The organism is Kitasatospora sp. NPDC001225 (assembly GCF_053597855.1).
The window spans coordinates 1-21466 of sequence record NZ_JBSFJC010000063.1 but is presented as its reverse complement, the minus strand read 5'-3'; the positions used below and the strand labels follow the sequence as shown (position 1 = coordinate 21466).

Genomic DNA, 21466 nt, shown 5'->3' with positions numbered 1-21466 from the left:
GGGACTGCCATGTGCGGAATCGCCGGGTTCCTCGCGGACCCACCACTGACCGGAGCACCCGACGAGGTCATCACCTCGATGCTCTCGACCATCCGCCACCGCGGACCGGACCAGGCCGGCTACTACCTGGACGACGGGCTCGCGATGGGCACCGTACGGCTGGCGATCGTCGATCCCGCCGATGGCGCCCAGCCGATGTCGGACCCGACGGAGCGCTACTGGATCTGCTTCAACGGCGAGATCTACAACCACGTCGAACTGCGCGCGGAACTGGAGGGCCTGGGCCGCCCGTTCCGCACCGACCACTCCGACACCGAAGTCGCCCTCCAGGCCTGGATCCAGTGGGGCCCGGCCTGCTTCGCCCGCTTCAACGGCCCGTTCGCGCTCGCGATCAGGGACACCGCCACCGGCGGGCTCGTCCTGGCCCGCGACCGGTACGGCAAGCGCCCGCTGTACTACGCCGAGCACGGCGGCGCCCTCCTGTTCGCCTCCGAGGCGAAGGCCTTCGGCGCGTTCCCCGGCTTCCGCTTCGAGCTCTCCCCGCCGGACCTCGCGTCGATCTACGCGGTGTGGACGCCGCTGCCCGACCGCACGCCGTTCGCCGGTGTCCGCCAACTGCCCATGGGCTGCTACCTGGAGGCCGGCGGCGGCCTGCGCTCGCCGCTCGCGTACGAGGAACTCTCCTTCGACGTACCGGGCTTCGACGGCACCGAGCCGGAGGCGGTCGCGTTCGTCCGGGAGAGCCTGCGCACCGCGGTGGAGCTGCGCCTGCGCTCCGACGTGGAGGTCGGCGTCTACCTGAGCGGCGGCCTCGACTCCTCCGTGGTCACCAGCCTCGCCACCCAGCTGTCCCGGCACCAGGTCCGCACCTTCTCGGTGGCCTTCCGGGACAAGAACTTCGACGAGTCCGACAGCCAGCTGCTGGTCGCCGAGCACCTGGGCACCCTGCACTCCGCCCTCCCGGTCACCGGCGCGGACATCGCCGACAACCTCCCGTCGGCGGTGTACCACGCCGAGGTGCCCGCCTTCCGGACGTCCTTCGTCCCGATGTTCCTGCTCTCCCGCCACGTCCGCGACGCGGGCATCAAGACCGTGCTCAGCGGCGAGGGCTCCGACGAGGCCTTCCTCGGCTACTCCCTGTTCCGGGAGACCATGCTGCGCGAACGCTGGCACGGGCTCACCGACGCCGAGCGGCGCGCCGGACTCGCCACCCTGCACCCGGAGCTGGCGCACTTCGGCCCGGCCCACCAGGGCCACCTGCTCGGCCTGTACCAGCAGTTCGCCACCGAGCGGCTGCCCGGCCTGTTCTCCCACGAACTGCGGTACCAGAACGGCAGGTTCGCGGCCCGGCTGCTCGCCTCCCGCAAGGACCCGTTCGCCGACCTGCTCGACCTGGTCGCCCGGGCGCCGGGCTACCAGGCCATGTCCGCGGTGCAGAAGGCCCAGTGGCTGGAGTACAAGACCCTGCTGCCCGGCTTCCTGCTCTCGACCCAGGGCGAGCGCGTCGCCCTGGCGCACAGCGTGGAGAACCGCTGCCCGTTCCTCGACCCGGCGGTGGTCCGGGCCGCCTCCGCGGTCAACCTCCGCTTCGACGACGGGTGGAACGAGAAGGCCGTCCTGAAGAAGGCGTTCCGCGCCGAGCTGCCGCAGTGGACCACGGACCGCCCCAAGCAGCCCTACCGCGCCCCGGGCAGCGAGGTGTTCAAGGAGCACCGCCCGGACTACCTGGAACTCCTCCTGTCCGACACCGAGTTGGGCAAGCTCGACTTCCTGGACCAGCGGTTCGCCCGCCGCCTGACGGACCGCGTCATGGCCTCGCCCGCCGAGGACGTGAGCACCAAGGAGGACCAGGCCTTCGTCTACCTGCTCACCACCGCCGTGCTCCACCGGCAGTTCGTGCTCGACGGCGCCGGCCGGAACGGCGGATCGGCCGCCCCGGCGCTCGACCTGAAAGTGACCGTGGACCGGCGCCACGCCGTCCGGACCGGAAAGGAGGCCCGGTGACCACCGACGGCATCGCCATCATCGGACTCGCCCTGCGCTTCCCCGGGGCCGACACCCTCGCCACGCTCTTCGACCACCTCGCCGCCGGACGCTCCCTGATCACCGAGGTCCCGGCCGAACGGTGGTCCAAGGAACGCTACTTCGGGGACCCGCGCAACGGCGGCGAACGGACCAACAGCATCTGGGCCGGGTTCATCGAGGACGCGGACCGCTTCGACGCCGCCTTCTTCGCCATCTCCCCGCGCGAGGCCGAGACGATGGACCCGCAGCAGCGGTTCGCCCTCGAACTCGCCTGGAAGGCCGTCGAGGACGCGGGCTACCGCGCGAGCGAGCTCGCGGGCAGCCGCACCGGGGTCTTCATGGGCGTCTGCCACGCCGACTACGCCGAACTCATCGAACGCGACGACGTGGCGACCGACGCCTACTTCCCGACCGGAACGGCGTACTCGATCGTCGCCAACCGGCTCTCCTACCACTTCGACCTCCACGGCCCGAGCATCACCAACGACACCGCCTGCTCCAGCTCCCTGGTGTCCGTCTACGAGGCCGTGACCGCGCTCAACAACGGGGACTGCGACCTGGCGCTGGCCGGCGGCGTCAACCTGTGCTGGTCCCCGAAGCACTTCGTGGCCTTCAGCAAGGCCGGCATGCTCTCGCCCACCGGCCGGGCGCAGGCCTTCGACGAGGGCGCCGACGGGTTCGTCCGGGGCGAGGGCGGGGCGGTCCTGCTGCTCAAACCGCTCGCCCGGGCGATCGCGGACGGCGACCCGGTCCACGGGGTGATCAAGGGCGTCGGCACCAACCACGGCGGCCGGACCAACTCGCTGACCGTGACCAGCCCGACCGCCCAGGCCGCGCTGATCGAGGACGTCTACACCCGGGCGGGCGTCGCGCCCGGCACCGTCGGCTACATCGAGGCGCACGGGCCGGGCACCCCGGTCGGGGACCCGATCGAGATCGTCGGCCTCAAGCGCGCCTTCCGCAACCTGCACGAGGCCGCCGGGACCGAACCCGACCCGGACACCACCGGCATCGGCTCGGTCAAGACCAACATCGGGCACCTGGAATCCGCCGCCGGGGTGGCGGGCATGGTGAAGGTCGTCGCCGCCATGACGGCCGGGGTGCTGCCCGCGACCGTCAACTTCCGGAACCTGAACCCGCTGATCAACCTGGCCGGCAGCCCCTTCTACATCGTCGACGGGACCCGGCCCTGGCCGGCCGCGGACGGCGCGCCCCGCCGGGCCGGCGTCAGCTCCTTCGGCTTCGGCGGGACCAACGCCCATGTGCTGATGGAGGAACCGCACCGCCGCACCTCCTCGGCCGGCGCGCCGGGCCCGTACGTCGTCCCGCTGTCGGCGCGCAGCCCCGAGCGGCTGCGGGTGCTCGCCGGACTGCTGCGCGAGCACCTGCTCGCGCCGGAGTCCGCGCTGTTGCCGCAGCAGTCGCCGGCCGACATCGCCCACACCCTGCGGGTGGGCCGCGAACCGCTGGCCGTCCGGGCCGCGCTCGTCGTCGCCGACCGGGACCAACTCGTCGCCGCGCTGGGGACGCTGGTGTCCGGCGAGCTCCCGGCGGGCGACGCCGCCAACCCCGCCGGCGCCGGCCCCGAGCTGATGACCGCGGTCGCCGACTGGCTGGCGGGCGGCGACGCGAACTGGCCGCACCACCCCGGCGCCCAGCGGGTGCGGCTGCCCACCTACCCGTTCGCGCGGGACCGGCACTGGTACCGCGTGCCGGAGCCCGTCGCCCCCGCCGGGCAGCTGCACCCCCTCGTCCACCGCAACACCTCCGACCTGGCGCAGCAGCGCTACACCTCGACGTTCACCGGCGCCGAACCCTTCCTCGACGACCACCGGGTCGGCGGCCGGCGGGTGCTGCCCGCCGCCGCCTACGTCGAGATGGCCCGGGCCGCCGTGGCGCTCTCGGCCACCGGGACGGGGACCGTCCGGCTGCACGACCTGGCCTGGGTGCGGCCGATCACCGTCGACGAGGAACCCGTCGACGTCCAGGTCGAACTGACGCCCGGGGACCACGGGATCGCCGTCGCGTTCGTACGCGACGGCACGGAGCACGGCACCGGCCGCGCCGAGCTCGTCCCGCCCGCGCCGCCGGCCCCGCTCGACCTGGCCGCGCTGCGCGCCTCCTGCCCGGACCCGGCCGAGCCCGCCGCCGTCCACCGGCGGCTGCACGCCCAGGGCCTGGAGTACGGCCCGGCCATGCGCGCGCTGCGGGAGCTGCGCACCGGCCCGGACGGGGCACTCGCCCGCATCCGGCCGACCGAGCCCGAGGACGGCGGACACCTGCTGCCGCCGAGCCTGCTGGACGCGGCCTTCCAGGTCTCCGTCACGCTGATGCCGGACACCGCCGGGCCGACCCTGCCGCTGGCCCTGGACGAGGTCCTGGTCCACGGGCCGTGCCCGGCCGAGAGCTGGGCCTGGATCCGGCGGACCGGCGGTTCCGGGGGCTCCGGCGCGGTGGCCACCTTCGACATCGACCTGTGCGACCACGAGGGCACCGTGCACGCCACGGTCCGGGGGCTCGCCCAGCGCACCACCGGCACCGGCCCGCGCGTCGTCACCGCCACCACCCGGTGGACGGACCGGCCGGCCGTCCCCGGCGGCCCGGCCCGCACCCCGCACACCCCGGAGCTGCCGGGCGTCGCCCCCTCGGCCCCGGCCGACGGCGTCGAGGCCATGACGGACACGGTGTTCGCCGCCGTCCGGGAGCTGCTGCTCACCCGGCCCACCACCGAGCACCGGTTCGTGGTGCTGGTCGACGGGCGGGCCCCCGCGCACTTCCACCGGCCGCTGGCGGGGCTGTTCCGCACGGTGGCCCTGGAGAACCCGCTGGTCACCGGCCGGGTGGTGCGCGTCGACGGCCTGGAGGGCGCGGACCCGGCGACGGTCGAGCGGATCGTCGCCGAGGAGTGCGCGGACGAGGGCGCCGACAGCGAGGTCCGCCGCCGGGCCGACGGGGTCCGGCAGGTGCTGGAACCCGTCGACGCCCCGCTCGCGGCCGGCCCGGCCGTCCCGGAGCTGCGGACCGGCGGGGTGTACTGGATCACCGGCGGCCTGGGCGGCCTCGGTCCGCACCTGGCCCGCTACTTCGGCCGCGCCGGGGCCACGGTGGTGCTCAGCGGACGGTCCGCCACCGGCCCGCTCGCCGAGCTGCGCGCCGACGGCGTCGACGCCCACCACCTGCCGGTGGACGTGGCCGACGCCGAGGAGGTCCGGGCCGCGGTCGAGACGATCCTGCGCGACCACGGCTCGCTCGACGGCGTCGTCCACGCGGCCGGCGTCCTGCGCGACCAGTACCTGGTGCGCAAGGACCTGGCCGACGTCCGCACCGTGGGCGCGCCGAAGATCCGCGGCGCGCTCAACCTCGACGCCGCCACCCGCCACCTCGACCTGGACCACTTCGTGCTCTTCTCGTCGGTCGCCGGGGTGTACGGCAACCCCGGCCAGTCCGACTACGCCGCGGCCAACGCCTTCCTGGACGCGTTCGCCGCGCACCGGCAGTCCCTGGTCGACGCCGGCGAGCGCACCGGCCGTACCGTCGCGGTCAGTTGGCCGCTGTGGGCCGACGGCGGCATGACGATGGACGCGGCCGGCCGGGAGGCGATGCGCCGCGAGCGGGGCTGGGAGCCGCTGCCCACCGAGGACGGGCTGCGCGCGCTCGGCGGGGCGCTGCGCGCCGACGCCCCGGCGCACGTCGTGGTCGGCTACGGCGCGGGCGCCACGCTCGCGGCCCGGCCCGCCTCACCGGTCCGAACCGCCGTACCGGGCACACCGGTTCGGACCGCCGCACCCGCCGGCCCGGTACCCGGCGGCGACGGCGGGGACCTGACCGAGCGGACCGAGGAGCTGCTGCGGCGGATCGTCGCCGAGGTCCTCCGGCACCGGCCGGAGGACCTCGACCCGGCCACCGACCTCGTCGCGTACGGCATCGACTCGCTGAGCATCATGGGCGTGACCGCCGAGCTGGAGAAGCTGTTCGGGCCGCTGTCCAAGACCATCTTCTTCGAGTACCTCAACATCGCCGACGTCGCCGCCCACTTCGTGGAGTCCCGGCGGGAGCAGTTGGAGGCCGTCCTCGGCGAGGCGGCACCGCGGGCCGAACCCGAGCCGGAGCCCGTCGAGGTACCCGCCCGGACCCCTGCCGCCGTCAGCGCCGTCTCTGCCGTCGAGGCCCCCGAGGCCCGCGCGGAGCCGTCCGGCCCGCACCGGGACCGCGACGACCGGCACGACATCGCGATCATCGGGGTCTCCGGGCGCTACCCCGGCGCCGACACCCTCGACGAGCTGTGGGAGCTGCTGGAGAACGGCCGGCACAGCTTCACCGAGGTCCCCGCCGACCGCTGGGACCACCGCGTCGTCCACGACAGCGACCGGGCCGTGCCCGGCAAGAGCGTGATCCGGACCGGGACCTTCCTGCGCGACATCGACGCCTTCGACCCCCGGTACTTCCGGATCTCCAAGCGCGAGGCCGAGCAGATGTCCCCGGAGGTGCGGCTGTTCCTCCAGGCCGGCGTGCAGGCGCTGGAGGACTCGGGCTACTCCCGGGAGACCATCCGGCGCCGCTACCAGGGCGACGTCGGCGTGCTCGTCGGGACGATGAGCAACCACTACAACCTGTACGGCTTCCAGAACAGCCTCACCCGCGGCGCCCCGCAGAGCGGCAGCTACACCGGGACGATCCCGAACATGCTGTCCTACTTCTACGGCCTGACCGGGCCATCGATCTTCGTGGACACCATGTGCTCGGCCTCCTCGACCTGCGTCCACCAGGCCGTGCAGATGCTGCGGGCCGGCGAGTGCCGGATGGTGGTCGCGGGCGGCATCAACCTGCTGCTGCACCCGTACAACCTGATCACCTCCTCGCAGGAGCACTTCACCACCGGCACCTCCGACGTGATCCGCAGCTTCGGCGTCGGCGTGGACGGCACCATCCTCGGCGAGGGCGTCGGCGCGGTGGTGCTCAAGCCGCTGGTCGACGCGGAGCGCGACGGCGACCACGTGTACGCCGTGATCAAGGGCACCGCCCTGTCCAACGCCGGTGTGCGCAACGGCTTCACCGTGCCGAGCCCCGGCATGCAGGCCCGCGCGATCGAGAAGGCCGTCGAGGACGCCGGGATCGACCCGAGGACGATCGGCTACGTCGAGGGCCACGGCTCGGGCACCGCCCTGGGCGACCCGATCGAGGTCCGCGCCCTCACCTCGGCGTTCCGGAAGTACACCGAGGACCGGCAGTTCTGCGCCCTCGGCTCGGTCAAGGCCACCATGGGCCACCTGCTCGCCGCCGCCGGGATGGTGGGCCTGGCGAAGGTGCTGCTCCAGCTGCGGCACGGCAAGCTGGTGCCGTCCCTGCACAGCGCGGAGCTCAACCCGGACATCGACTTCGCGGACACCCCGTTCCGGGTCCAGCAGACCCTCGCCGACTGGCAGCCGGTCGTCACCACGGTCGACGGCCGGGAGGTCACCCACCCGCGCCGGGCCGGCCTCACCTCGATCGGCGCCGGCGGCATGAACTCCCACATCATCCTGGAGGAGTACCCGCCGCGGCCGGAGCGCCAGGAGCCCTTCGGCGAGCAGCTGTTCGTGTTCTCCGCCATGAACGAGGACGCCCTCGGACGCCACCTGGCCGTCTTCCGCGACCACCTCGCCGGGGCCCGCGAGGCCGACCTCCCCGACATCGCCTTCACCCTGCGGGTCGGCAGGAACGAACTGCCGCACCGCTGGGCCTTCGTGGCGGCCGACAAGGCGGCCGCCCTGGCCGCCCTGGACGGCTGGGCGGCGGGCCGCCGGGACCTGCCGGAGCACGAGATCGCCCGGACCTGGCTCGCGGGCCGCAGCGTCGACTGGGACCGGCTGCCCACGGCCCGGCGGGTCCCGCTGCCCCCGTACCCCTTCGACCGGGTGCGCTGCTGGGTCGAGGTGGACCAGGACGCGCCGACCGTGCTCGCCCCGCTGGCCCACCGCGAGCGGCTGCACCCCTTCCTGGGGCGCAACGAGTCCGACGTCCACGGCCTGCGCTACGCCGCGGACCTGCGGCTCGACGACCTCCAGGACTACACCTACCGCCAGGACGGGCTCCCCGTCGTGGTGTCCACCTTCGCCGTGGACCTCGCGCTCGCCACCGCGAAGGTCAGCGGGTACGCGGCCGAGCCGGCCGTCCAGGACCTGCGGGTGCTGCGGCCGGTCGACTGGTCGGCCACCGACCGCCTCGTCACGGAGTTCGCCGACGGCCACGGCCTGGTGCGGGCCGGGGACGGGCCGCCGGCCGTCGAGTTCACCGTCCGGGCGGCCGACGCGCCCACCGGCCGGATCGACCTCACCGGCCTGCGGCAGGTGCTGGACCGGGCGGGCCTCCTGGCCGAACTGGCCGAGGGCGGCGTCGTCCCCCGGGCCGCCTCCTGCGCCGTCGACGCGGTGTCCGCCGCCCCGGACGGCAGCAGCGTCCTGCACCTGTCCCGCCCCGGCGTCCAGCAGGACCACGCCCGGCGGAACGTGACCGTCGAACCGTCCGTCCTCGCGGCGATCGCCCTGGGCGTGCAGTGGACGGCCCGCCGGGCCGGGCACCCGGACTGGCAGCGGGTCGCGCCGCACCGGATCGACCGGGTCACCGTCCGGTCCGGCGGGCCGGTCGCCCACGTCCTCCTCGGCGCCGACCGGATCCTCCTGGCCGACGCTTCGGGCGAGGTGCTCGGCGCGCTGGAGGGCGTGCTGTGCGGCACCGGGGGGACGCCACCGGCGGCCCGCCGGGCCCCCCGGCCCGCCGTACTCCGCCCCGAGCCGGGTACTCCCGCGCCGGCGGAGGGCACGTCCGGACCTTCGGGTGCGGACGGGGTCGTGGAGGTGCTGCGCGAGATCGCGGCGGGGCTGCTGAAGTTCGAGCCGGAGGAGCTCGACCCCCGGACCGGCATGGACGAGTTCGGCTTCGACTCGATCTCCCTGGTCTACTTCGCCAAGCAGATCGAGGAGCGCTTCGGCGCCAAGGTCAGCCCGGCCGTGTTCTTCGACCTCAGCACCCTGGAGGCGCTGGGCGCCCACCTGGTCGCGGAGCACGGGGCCTCGGCCGCGCCGCGCCGACCGGCGGCCCGCCCCGCGACCGTCCCGGCAGCCGTCCCCGCGACCGCCGCCGTGACGACCCCCGTGACAGCCTCCGCGACGGCCCCCGCCACCGGGCGCCGTCCCCTCCCGGACCGGCCCGGACGGGCCCCGGACACGCCGATCGCCGTGATCGGCGCGGCCGGACGCTTCCCCGGCGCCCGCGACCTCACCCAGTTCTGGGCGAACCTGCTGGCCGGGCGGGACTCCGTCACCGCCTTCCCGCTGGACCGCTACGACGAGGAGCAGCGCCGGGCCATCACCGCCCTGGACTTCCCCCGGCGGATGGGCGCCCTCGACGAGGTCGACGCCTTCGACGCGGCGTTCTTCCGGATCCTGCCGCGCGAGGCCGAACTGATGGACCCGCAGCACCGGCTGGTGCTGGAGACGGTGTGGCAGGCGCTGGAGGACAGCGCCCACCGGCCGAGCGAACTCCCCTCCAACACCGGGGTGTTCATCGGCGTCACCAACAACGACTACGCGACCCTGCTCAGCACCCGCGGGGTGCGGCCGGACGCCTTCACCGCGACCGGCACCAACCACTCGATCCTGGCCAACCGCATCTCCTACCTGCTCGACGTGCGCGGCCCGAGCGAGCCCATCGACACCGCCTGCTCCAGCTCGCTGGTGGCGGTGCACCGCGCCATGGAGGCCATCCGGTCCGGCGCCTGCGACCTGGCGATCGCGGGCGGGGTGAACGTCCTGCTCGACGCCGGCACCTTCGTCAGCGCCCACCGCGCGGGGATGCTCAGCCCGGACGGCCTGTGCCGCACCTTCGACGCCGACGCGAACGGCTACGTGCGCGGCGAGGGCGTCGGGGCCGTCGTCCTCAAGCCGCTGGCGGCGGCCGAGCGGGACGGCGACGCGATCCTCGGCGTGCTCCGGGGCAGCGCCTACAACCACGGCGGACGGGCCAACTCGCTCACCGCGCCGAACGCCGACGCCCAGGCCGAGCTGGTCACCGCGGCCGTCGGCGACCTCGACCCGGACACCATCGGCTACATCGAGACCCACGGCACCGGCACGGCCCTCGGCGACCCGGTCGAGGTCCGCGCGCTGCGCACGGCCTTCCGCCGGCTCGGCCGGAGCGACGACGGCGCGTGCGGCCTGGGATCGGTCAAGACCAACATCGGGCACCTGGAGTCCGCCGCCGGCATCGCCGGGCTGCTGAAGGTGCTGCTCTCGCTCCGGCACGGGGTGCTGCCCGCGAACCGGCACCTGCGGCGGGTCAACCCGTTCGTCGAACTCGACGACGGGCCCTTCCACCTGGTCCGGGAGAACGAGCCCTGGCCGCGTCCGCGCGACCGCGACGGCCGGGACGGGCCGAGGCGCGCCGGGGTGAGCAGCTTCGGCTTCGGCGGCGTCAACGCCCATGTCGTGGTCGAGGAGTACGTCCCGGTCCGGGCGGACCGGGAGGAGCCCGCCGGGGACGTCCTGGTGCCGCTCTCGGCGCGCACCCCGGGGCAGTTGACCGACCGGGCCCGGGACCTGCTGGCCTTCCTGGAGCGGTCGGAGGGGGTGTCCCTGCGCTCGGTCGCCTGGACCCTCCTGGCCGGCCGGGAGGAGATGGCCGAGCGGATCGCCTGGACGGTGTCCAGCGTGGCCCAACTCGCCGACCGTCTGCGGGCGTTCGTCGCCACCGGCGACCGGGGCGAGGCCGCCGGTCCGGCGGCGCGCTGGCTCGCGGGCGAGGCCCTCGACCGGTCGGCCTGGACCGGCGGGCCGACGCCCGGCCGGGTGCGCCTGCCCGGGTACCCCTTCGCCCGGGACCGCTTCTGGCACCCGGAGGCCGAGCCCGCCCCGGCGCCCGTCGCGGCACCGGACACCGAAGCGGCCGCCGCTCCCGGCGCCGCCCCTGAGGCCGTCACGGTCCTGTCCGTCCCGGCCTGGGCTCCGGCCCCCGCCGCGCCGGGCCGCCGCCACGACCGCCGCGCGGTCGTGCTGTGCGGGGTCGACGGCGACGTCCCCGGGGCGATCCGGCTGGAGACCGCCAAACAGCGGCCGGAGAGCCGGTTCCGCGACCTGTCCTGGCAGCTGCTGGAGACCGTCCGGGGCCTGGCGGCCGAGGAGGGCACGGTGCTGGTCCAGGTGGTCACGGACTCGGCGGCCCTGGCCGGCCTGCTGCGCTCGGTGGCCAAGGAGGACCCCGGGGTCCTCGGCCAGGTGATCGTCCTGGACGGCGCCGCGGGCGTCGACCCGGCCACCGCGGTCACGGAGAACGCCGACGGCGCGGACGACCTCGTCCGCTACCGCCACGGCGTCCGGCAGACCCTCGGCTGGACCCCCGTCGCTCCCCCGGCCACCGGCTCCGCCCCGCCGTGGCGGGACGGCGGCGTCTACCTCGTCACCGGCGGCGCCGGCGGCATCGGCGCCGCGACGGCCCGCCGGATCGCCGCCGACGTCCGCCGGCCCACCCTCGTCCTCGCGGGCCGGTCGCCGGCCGACGAGCGGGTGGAGGCGCTGCTGGCCGACCTGCGGCAGGCCGGCGCGGTCGCGCGCTACGTGCGGGCCGACCTCTCGCGCTGGGAGGAGGTCCGCCACCTCGTCGCCGAGGCGGGCGAGGTCACCGGGGTGGTGCACGCCGCCGGAGTGGTCCGCGACGCCCTGGTCGCGGAGAAGACCGCGGCGCAGTGGGAGGAGGTGCTCGGCGCCAAGGCGGACGGCCTCGTCCACCTCGACCGGGCCACCGCGCACTGCCCGCTGGAGTTCGTCCTGGCCTACTCCTCCGGCGCCGCCGTCACCGGCAACCCCGGGCAGAGCGACTACGCGGCCGCCAACGCCTTCCTCGACGAGTTCGCCGCCTCCCGCAACGCGGCCGTCGCCCGGGGGGAACGGCGGGGCCGGACGCTCTCCGTGGCCTGGCCGCTGTGGCAGGACGGCGGCATGACCGTCGACGACCGCACCCTGGCCTACCTGTGGGAGGACCGGGGGCTGGTCCCGATGCCGACGCCGACGGGCCTCGCCGCCCTGGTCGACGCCTGGCACACCGGGGCGGACCGGGTGTGGGTGCACCACGGCTCGCCCGCCCCGGCCGCTGCCGCTGCCGCTCCGCCCGCGCCCGCACCGTCCGGGGGCCGCACCGCGGACCGCGCCGTGCTGGACCACCTGCGGGAGGTCTTCGCGGAGGTCAGCAAGCTGCCCCCGCAGGCGGTGGACCCGGACCGGCCGTTCGTCGACATCGGTCTCGACTCGGTGATGGTGATCCAGCTCAACCGTGCGCTGGCCCCGTTCTACCCCGAGGCCTCCTCGACCCTGTTCTACGAGCAGCCGAACCTGCGGGCGGTGGCCGCCCGGCTCGGCGGCGCACGCCGCCCGGAGCCCGTACCGCAACCCGTACCGGAGCGGGCGACCTGGCCCGCCCCGGCGGCCCCCTCGGGACGGACCGTCCCCGCCGGGGAACCCGCCGTCGGACGTACCGCCGGGCGCCCCGCCGGCCCCGACGAGCCGATCGCCGTCATCGGGCTGAGCGGCCGCTACCCGGGCGCCGCCGACCTGGGCGAGTTCTGGGAGAACCTCAGGGCCGGCCGCGACAGCGTCCGCGAGATCGACCGGTGGCCGCTGGACGGCTTCTTCGAACCCGACCGCACCACCGCCGCGACCACCGGGCGCAGCTACAGCAAGTGGGGCGGGTTCCTGGACGGCTTCGCCGACTTCGACCCGAGGTTCTTCGGCATCGCCCCGCGCGACGCCTACGCGATGGACCCGCAGGAGCGGCTGTTCGTCCAGGCCGCCTGGGAGGTGCTGGAGGACGCCGGGTACACCCGCGCCCGCCTCGCCGAGCAGCACGACCACCGGGTCGGGGTGTTCGCCGGCGTCACCAAGGTCGGGCACGCCCGGCACCCTGCGGGCCGGCTGCCCTCGGGTGAACTCGTCGTCCCCGGGCTGTCGTTCGCCTCGCTGAGCGCCCGGGTCTCCTACCTGCTCGACCTGCGCGGGCCGAGCCTGACCGTGGACACCATGTGCTCGGCCTCGCTGACCGCGATCCACGAGGCCTGCGAGCAACTCCGCAGCGGCGCCTGCGAGGTCGCCCTGGCCGGCGGCGCCAACGTCTACACCCACCCGCTGGACTACGTCGAGCTGTGCCGCTCCGGCATGCTCTCGCCCGACCGGTACTGCCGCAGCTTCGGCGCCGGCGGCCACGGGTTCGTCCCCGGCGAGGGCGTCGGCTGCGTGCTGCTCAAGCCGCTGTCCCGGGCCCTGGCCGACGGGGACCGGGTGCTGGGCCTGATCCGCGCCACCGGCGTCAACCACGGCGGGCGCAGCACCGGTTACACCGTGCCGAGCCCGACCGCCCAGGCCGCGCTGATCCGTCAGGTGCTCGACCGGGCCGGCGTCTCGGCGCGGCAGGTCGGGTACGTCGAGGCACACGGCACCGGCACCGAGCTGGGCGACCCGATCGAGGTCGCCGGCCTGGCCGCGGCGTTCCGGCAGGACACCGAGGACCGCCAGTACTGCGCGCTCGGTTCGGTGAAGTCCGGCATCGGGCACCTGGAGGCCGCCGCCGGCGTGGCGGGCCTCACCAAGGTGCTGCTGCAGCTCGGGCACCGGGAACTGGTCCCCACCCTGAACGCCGAACAGCCCAACCCGAACATCGACTTCGGGTCGTCCCCCTTCCGGCTCCAGCGCGAAGCGGCGCCCTGGCACAGCGAGGGCCCGCGGATCGCGGCGGTGTCCTCCTTCGGTGCCGGCGGCTCCAACGCGCACGTGATCGTCGAGGAGTACCCCGTGCAACCCGCAGACGGCACCGAGGACGGCGCCGAACACGTCGTCGTCCTCTCCGCCCGGACCCCCGACCGACTCGCCGCCTCCGTCGACCGGTTGGCCGCGTTCCTCGACCGGGCCCCGGACACCCCGCTGGCCGACCTCGCGTACACCCTCCAGGTGGGCCGGGAGGCGATGGCCGAGCGGTACGCGGTCGTGGTCTCCTCCACCGGGGAGCTGCGGGACGCGCTGCGCGAGGGCCGGGGGCTCCGGGGCAGCGCGGGGATGGCGCCCGACGGGCTGCTCGCGGAACTCACCGCGGACGGCGAGCTCCAGGAGCTGCTCGTCCGGCGGTGGAGCGCCGCCGGGGAGCTGTCCAAGGTCGCGGCCCTGTGGGCGTCCGGCGTCGCGATCAACTGGCGGAGCACGCACCGGGAGGCGCGGCGGACCATCGCCCTGCCCACCTACCCGTTCGCCGCGGAACGGTTCTGGATCGGCGACCTGGCCCGGTCCGGGGACGTTCCCCCCGCGGCACCCGTTCCCCCCGCGGCCGCCGAACCGGTCGACCTGGACGAGCTGGCCGGTCTTAACGAACCGGCCGAACCCGCCGACCTGGACGGGCTGGTGCCCGCGCTGGTGCGGGAGAAGGTCGCCGCCGCCCTCGCGATGGAGGCCGGCGAGGTCCTCGACGGGTCGGCGTTCGCCGATCTGGGCCTGGACTCCATCCTCGCCGTCCGGCTGGTCCACGAGCTCAACACCGCGCTCTCGCTGGACCTTTCGACCACCGTGGTCTTCGACCACAGCACGGTCGACCGGCTGGCCGCGCACCTGCTCGCCGAGCACCGGGACGCCATGGTGCCGGCCCGGACCGGCGGCGGGGCCCGGCCCTCGGCCGCGCTCGACGCCACACCGGGCGCCGCGCCTGACGCCGCGCCGAACGCCGGAGCCGCCGACGGCGGCGCCCCGGCCACCGACCGCCGTCCCGCCACCAGCCGCCGTCCCGCCACCGGACAGCCGGTGGCCGCCCCCGGCCCGGTGGACCGCGGCCCGATCGCGGTCGTCGGCATGAGCGGCCGGTTCGCGGGCACCGGCTCGCTGGACGAGCTGTGGACCCGGCTGGAGAACGGGGACGACCTGGTCACCGACGCCACCCGCTTCCGCCTCGACGGCCTGAGCGCGTGCACCCGGGGCGGGTTCCTCGACCGGATCGACGAGTTCGACGCGCTGTTCTTCAACATCTCCGGCACCGAGGCCGCCGCGATGGACCCCCAGCAGCGGCTGCTGCTGGAGGAGTCGTGGAAGGCCCTGGAGGACGCCGGGTACGCCGGCCGGATGGACCGGCGGCCGTGCGGCGTGTACGTCGGCGCCTGGGCCGGGGACTACCTGGAGCTGCTCGACCGGGACGCGCCGGCCCAGGCCCTGTGGGGCAACATGGCCTCGGTGATCCCGAGCCGGGTCAGTTACGCCCTGGACCTCAAGGGCCCGGCGATCGCCGTCGACACCTCCTGCTCCAGCTCGCTGGTGGCGCTCGACCTGGCCTGCAAGGACCTCTGGTCCGGCGAGACCTCGATGGCCCTGGCCGGCGGGGTGTTCGTCCAGTCCACGCCTCGGCTGTACGGGCTCGCGGGCCGCGCGGGGATGCTCTCCCCGAGCGGGCGCTGCCACAGTTTCGACCACCGGGCGGACGGCTTCGTCCCCGGTGAGGGCGTCGGGGTGGTGGTGCTCAAGCGGCTCGCCGACGCGCTGGCGGACGGGGACCACGTCCACGGCGTGATCACCGCCGTCGGGGTCAACCAGGACGGCGCCACCAACGGCATCACCGCCCCGAGTTCGGTCTCCCAGGAGAGCCTGATCAGCGGGCTGTACGAGCGGGCCGGCGTCGACGTGGAGCGGATCGGCCTGGTCGAGGCGCACGGCACCGGCACGCCGCTGGGCGACCCGATCGAGTTCCGGGCCCTGGACCGGGTCTTCCGCGCCCGGACCGACCGCACCGAGTACTGCGCGCTGGGCTCGGTGAAGACCACGATCGGACACGCCCAGTTCGCCGCCGGCATCGCGGGCGTGCTGAAGGTCCTGCTGGCGCTCAGGCACCGGCGGATCCCCGCCGCGCTGAACTTCGAGACCGCCAACGAGGCGGTCCCGCTGGCCGGCAGCCCGTTCTACGTCAACACCCGGACCCGTGACTGGGCGGCCCCCGCCGCCGGCCCGCGCTGCGGCGTGGTGAGCTCCTTCGGGGCCAGCGGCACCAACGCCCACGTCGTCATCGAGGAGGCGCCGTCGGCCGAGCGGCCCCCGGCGCCGAGGGCGGACCACCCCGTGGTCCTGTCCGCCCGGACGGAGCAGCAGCTCGCCGAGCAGCGGCGCCGGCTCGCGGCGCACCTGCGGGCCCACCCCTCGGTGGAACTGCGCGACCTCGCCCACACCCTGTGGGTCGGCCGGAAGCGGTTCGAGCACCGCTTCGAGTGCCTGGCGGGCGACACCGCCGAACTGGTCGCGGTGCTCGACGGCATCGCGCCCGCCCGTCCGGTCGGGGACGCGCCGGCCCCGGCCGGGGGACGCCTCGTCCCGCTGCCGACCTACCCGTTCGCCCCGGACCGGCACGGGCCGGCGGCGGGCCGCGACCGCGACCGCGACCGCGTCACGCTGTCCCGTACAGACGGGCTGCTGCGGGACCACGTCGTGCAGGGCCGGCACATCCTGCCCGCCGTCGCCCACCTGGAACTGGCCCGTCGGGCCCTGGGCGGCACCCGCGTCCGGATGACCAACGTGACGTGGGTCCGGCCGCTGGAGGTCGGGCCGGAACCCGTCGAGGTGCTGGTCGACCTGCGCACCGACGCCCGCGGCGGCCGTCGGTTCACGCTGTCGACCGGCGGGACGGTCCGCAGTGAGGGCACCCTGGCCCCCTCCGACGCCCCGCGCCCGGCCCGGGTGGACCTCGCCGCGCTGCGCGCGCGGTGCCCGGAGACGGTGCCCGGCGAGCGGATCCACCAGGCCCTGCGGTCGATGGGCATCGAGCACGGCCCGAGCCTGCGGGCCGTCCGGCAGGCGCACGTGGGCCCCGACACGGTGCTCGCCGACCTGGTCCTGCCCGACGCGGCCGAGCCGGGCGCGCTCACTCCGGCCCTTCTGGACTCGGCGATCCAGGCCACCGTCGCGGCGCACCTGACCGAACTGCGGGACACCGCCGTGCCGTTCGCGCTGGAGCGGCTCGAGCTGTTCGCCCCCTGCACCCCGACCATGACGGCCGTGGTGCGGGGCCTGGCGGCCGGACCGCTCGGCCGGCTCGACATCGATCTGGTGGACGAGGACGGCGAGGTCCGGGTACGGCTGGTCGGCTACAGCTCCCGCCGGACCGGGAGCCGCACCGAACCCCGCCCGGAGGCCCCTACCGGAACGGCCGGCGCGGACCGGCCCGAGCCCGCCGTCGAAGGCGCCGTCGAGGCCGCCGTCGAAACCGCCGTCGAACCGGCCCTCTACGCCCCGGTCTGGGACCCGATCCCCGCGGACGGCGCCCCGGTGCCCTCCGGCGCGGACCGCGTCCTGGTCGTCGGCGGCCCGGCCCCGCTCGACGGCGCGCTGCACTGGCCGCTGCCGGCCTCGGCGAGCGTCGAGGAGGCCACCGCCGCGCTGCGCGGACTCGGACCGGTCGACCACCTGGTGTGGGCCGCCCCCGAGGCCGACCTCGCGCCCACCGACGCCGCCGGCTACACCGCCGCGCAGGAGGACGGGGTGGTCGCCGCGTTCCGCCTGGTGAAGGCGCTGGTCGCGGCGGGCTACGACGCCAGGCCGCTCGGGATCACCCTGGTGACGACCCGTGCGCTCGCCACCCACGCGGACGACGAGGTCCAGCCCGCGCACGCCGGGCTGCACGGCCTGTTCGGCTCGCTGGGCCGGGAGTACGGCAACTGGACCGTCCGCCGCGTCGACCTGGACGGCTCCGGCTGGCCCGCGGACCTCACCGCCCTGCCCGCCCAGTCCCCCGACGACTCCTGGGTCCGGCGCACCGGCCAGTGGCTGGCCCGCCGCTGGGCCCCGTGCGAGGCCCCGGAGCGGCCGGTGTACCGGGAGGGCGGCGTGTACGTCGTCATCGGCGGCGCCGGCGGGCTGGGCTCCGCGTGGACCCGGCACGTCGTGCGGAACCACGGCGCCCACGTCACCTGGATCGGCCGCCGGGCGCACGACGCCACCGTGGCGGACCGGATCCGCTCCGCCGGAGGACCGGAGCACGTCCGCTACCTCCAGGCCGACGCCGGCGACCCGGCCGCGCTGCGCCGGGTCCTGGCCGAGGTCAGGCGCCGCCACCCCCGGGTGCACGGCGTCGTCCAGGCGGCGCTGGTGCTGCGGGACAGCACCGTCGCGCGGATGGACGAGGCCGACCTGCGCGCCGCGCTGGCCGCCAAGGTCGACGTGACGACCGCCATGGCCGAGGCCTTCGACGGCGAACCGCTCGACTTCGCGGTCCTGCTGTCCTCCATGCAGTCCTTCACGACCGCCGCCGGCCAGGGCAACTACGCGGCCGGCTGCACCTTCAGCGACGCCTACGCGCACGCCCTCGGGCAGCACTGGGACACCCCGGTCCGGGTCATGAACTGGGGCTGGTGGGGCGGACTCGGGAGCGTCACCTCCGAGTTCTACCGGGAGCGGATGACCCGGGTCGGGCTGGTGTCGATCGAACCGCCGGAGGGGCTCGCCGCCCTGGCCGCCCTGCTCGGCGGCCCGCAGCGGCAGCTCGCCTACGTCCGCACCGACCGGCGCAACACCCTGCCCAACTTCGACCGCGCCACCCGGGTCTCCGCGCACGGCCCGGCCGTCCTGCCGCGCCCCGGCACGCTGCCGGCCGGCGTCGACGAGACGGACGCCGCCCTGGACGAGGTCGTCCGGTGGCGGCGGGCCGAGCGGGACCCGTGGCTCGCCAAGGTCCTCGCCGCCCAGCTGGCCGACGTCGACCGCGCGGCGGTCCTGCCGCAGTACGCCCAGTGGTGGGAGCACGCCCAGCGGCTCCTGGCGCCGGCGGAGCCAGCGGACCAGGTGCTGGCCCGGTGGGAGCGGCAGTGCGCCCGGTGGTCCGCGGACCCCGACCGGGCGGCGGAGCTGCGCCTGGCCGCGGCCATGCTCGGGGCCCTGCCCGGGATCCTGACCGGCCGCGTCCGGCCCACCGACGTGATGTTCCCGCGCGGCTCCATGGAGCTGGTGGAGGGCTGCTACCGCGACAACCGCGCCGCCGACCTGTTCAACCGCGCCATGGCCGCCACCGCCGCCGGTCTGGTCGCCGACCGGCTGCGCCGGGACCCGGGCGCCCGGCTGCGGATCCTGGAGGTCGGCGCGGGCACCGGCGGCACCAGCGTGGGGATGTTCGCCGCCCTCCAGCCGTACCGGGACAGCATCGAGCGCTACGTCTACACGGACGTCTCCAAGGCCTTCCTGAACCACGCTCGGGCCTCGTACGGGCCGGAGGTCCCGTACCTGGACTGCCGGCTGCTCGACATCGAACGGCCGCTGGCCGGGCAGGAGGTCGCCGAGGGCGCCTTCGACCTGGTCATCGCCGCGAACGTGCTGCACGCGACCAAGGACACCCGCAACACCCTGCGCAACGCCAAGGCCGCGCTGCGGCCCGGCGGTTGGCTGCTGCTGAACGAGCTCTCGGCGTTCGACCTGTTCAGCCATGTGACCTTCGGCCTGCTGGAGGGCTGGTGGCTGTTCGACGACCGGTCGCTGCGGATCCCCGGCTCGCCGGCGCTGTCGCCCGGGAACTGGCGGGACGTGCTGGCCGGTGAGGGCTTCCGCACCGTCGTGTTCCCGGTGTCCCGGGCGCTCCCGCTGGGGCAGCAGGTGATCGCGGCGGAGAGCGACGGGGTGGCCCGGCAGCGGGTGCCGGCGGCACCGGCGGCACCGGCGGGAGGTGGACGGGAGACGTCCGCGGCGCCCGACCGACGCTCGGAGGCCCGGCCGCCGGCCCGGGTGGTCGACACCCCGCCGGCCCGACCGCAGGCGCCCGCCGTCGACCCCCGGCCCGCCCGGCCCGTCGACAGCCGGCCCGTCGACGCCCGGCCCGCCCGGCCGGTGGACACCCTGACCGCCCGGCCGCCGGCCGATCCGGCGGCGCTGGTCCTGGCCAAGGCGGCGACCGTGCTCGGCATCCCGGCCGAGCGGATCGACTCCTCGGCCCCGCTCACCGACTACGGCCTGGACTCGATCCTGGTCCTCCAGCTCACCAACGCCCTGCGCGAGGACTTCGGCGAGGACGTCTCCCCCACCCTGCTGTTCGAGGCCGAGAGCGTCGACGCCCTCTGCGCCCGCCTGGCCGGCGCCCCCGACACCACCGACAGCACCGGTGAACCCGGCCGGCGCTGGGCGCTGTCCCGCGGCCAACTGACCATGTACCGGGACCAGGTGCGCTGCCCGGACTCCGTCGCCTACCACCTCCCGCTCCTGTTCGAGGTCCACGGCGACCCGGACGAGGCGGCGCTGGAACGCGCGGTCCGGGAGCAGGCCCGGATCCACCCGCTGCTGGGCGCGGTGGTCGCCGAGCGGGACGGCGTCCCGTACCTGGACGTCGATCCGGCCCGGGGCCCGTCCTTCGAACGGGTCGACCTCACGCCCACCACGCGGGACGGCCGGCTGGCCGCGCTGCGCGAACTGGTCGGCGCGCCCTTCGACCTGGCCGCCGGTCCGCTGGTCCGGGCGCACCTGGCCGCCCTGCCCGACGGCCGCCGGCTCCTGCTGGTCACCGCGCACCACATCCTGCTGGACGGGACCTCGACGGCCCTGCTGGTCCGCACCCTCAAGGACGCCTACCGGGGCCGGGGACGGCTGCGGAGCGCCGAGTTCGGCGACTACACCGCCTGGGAGGAGGAGCTGCTGGCCGGCCCGCGCGGGCAGCGGCACCGGGACCACTGGCTGGCCGAACTGGCCGGCGCGGACGGGCGGTTGGACCTGCCGTACGACCGCCCGCCGGTCCCGGGGCGGCTGCCGCGCGCGGACGTGGTCGTGACCCGGCTGCCGCGGGAGCTGGCCGACTCGGTCGCCACGACGGCCAGGAGCCACCGGGTCAGCGCCTCGACCGTGCTGCTCGCCGGCTACACCCGCTTCCTCCACCGGGTGACCGGCCAGGACGACCTGATCGCGGGGGTCACCACGGCCGCCCGCTACGAGGAGCGGTTCCAGGACGTCGTCGGCCAGTTCGCGAACTGCCTGCCGATCCGGTCCACCGCCACGGAGGACGTCGCCGGGCTGCTCCGCTCCCTCCACCGCCGGGTGCTGGCCGGGATCGAGCACGGCGCCTACCCGCTGGCCGAGATCGTCCGGGCCCGGGGCGACGGGGACGGACCGCTGGTGCGGACCAACTTCCTGTTCCAGAACTTCGACGGCGCGGAGCTGCTGACCAACGGGGCGCCCACCGCTCCCGGCGACCTGGACCTCCGGGCCTTCGACGACCTGCCCTACCCGGGGGAGTATCCCCTCGCCCTGGAGGTCTACCGGGACGAGGACGGCTACAAGGCCTTCCTGAAGTACGACACCCGGCTGTTCGAGGAGGCCACCGCCCGGTGGCTGGCGGACGACTGGGTGGCGGCCCTCCGGGAGGTCGTGGCCGGCCGGTAGCGGGGCCGGTGTCCCCGCCGCCGGGCGGGGACACCGCAGGGCCGGGCCCGCGGCAC

Annotated in this window: 2 protein-coding genes; both read left to right on the top strand. The window is 75.6% G+C overall.

Features of this window, described 5'->3' with window-relative positions; all coding sequences use genetic code 11:
• Nucleotides 1-9 precede the first annotated feature (9 nt).
• A complete protein-coding gene (gene asnB, locus ACWDCZ_RS21995) occupies nt 10-2004 on the top strand; it encodes an asparagine synthase (glutamine-hydrolyzing) (RefSeq protein WP_449816734.1) in 1995 nt (664 codons plus the stop codon).
• Nucleotides 2001-21410 carry an SDR family NAD(P)-dependent oxidoreductase gene (locus ACWDCZ_RS21990; RefSeq protein ID WP_449816733.1) on the top strand — a complete coding sequence of 6470 codons (19410 nt, stop codon included), beginning with the start codon at nt 2001-2003 and terminating at the stop codon, nt 21408-21410. The genes asnB and ACWDCZ_RS21990 overlap by 4 nt, the downstream gene beginning before the upstream one ends.
• Nucleotides 21411-21466 lie beyond the last annotated feature (56 nt).

What these genes read in the sequence shown, in the direction of transcription:
- asnB (WP_449816734.1), top strand. Translation starts at nt 10, where the DNA reads ATGTGCGGAATCGCCGGGTTCCTCGCGGACCCACCACTGACCGGAGCA.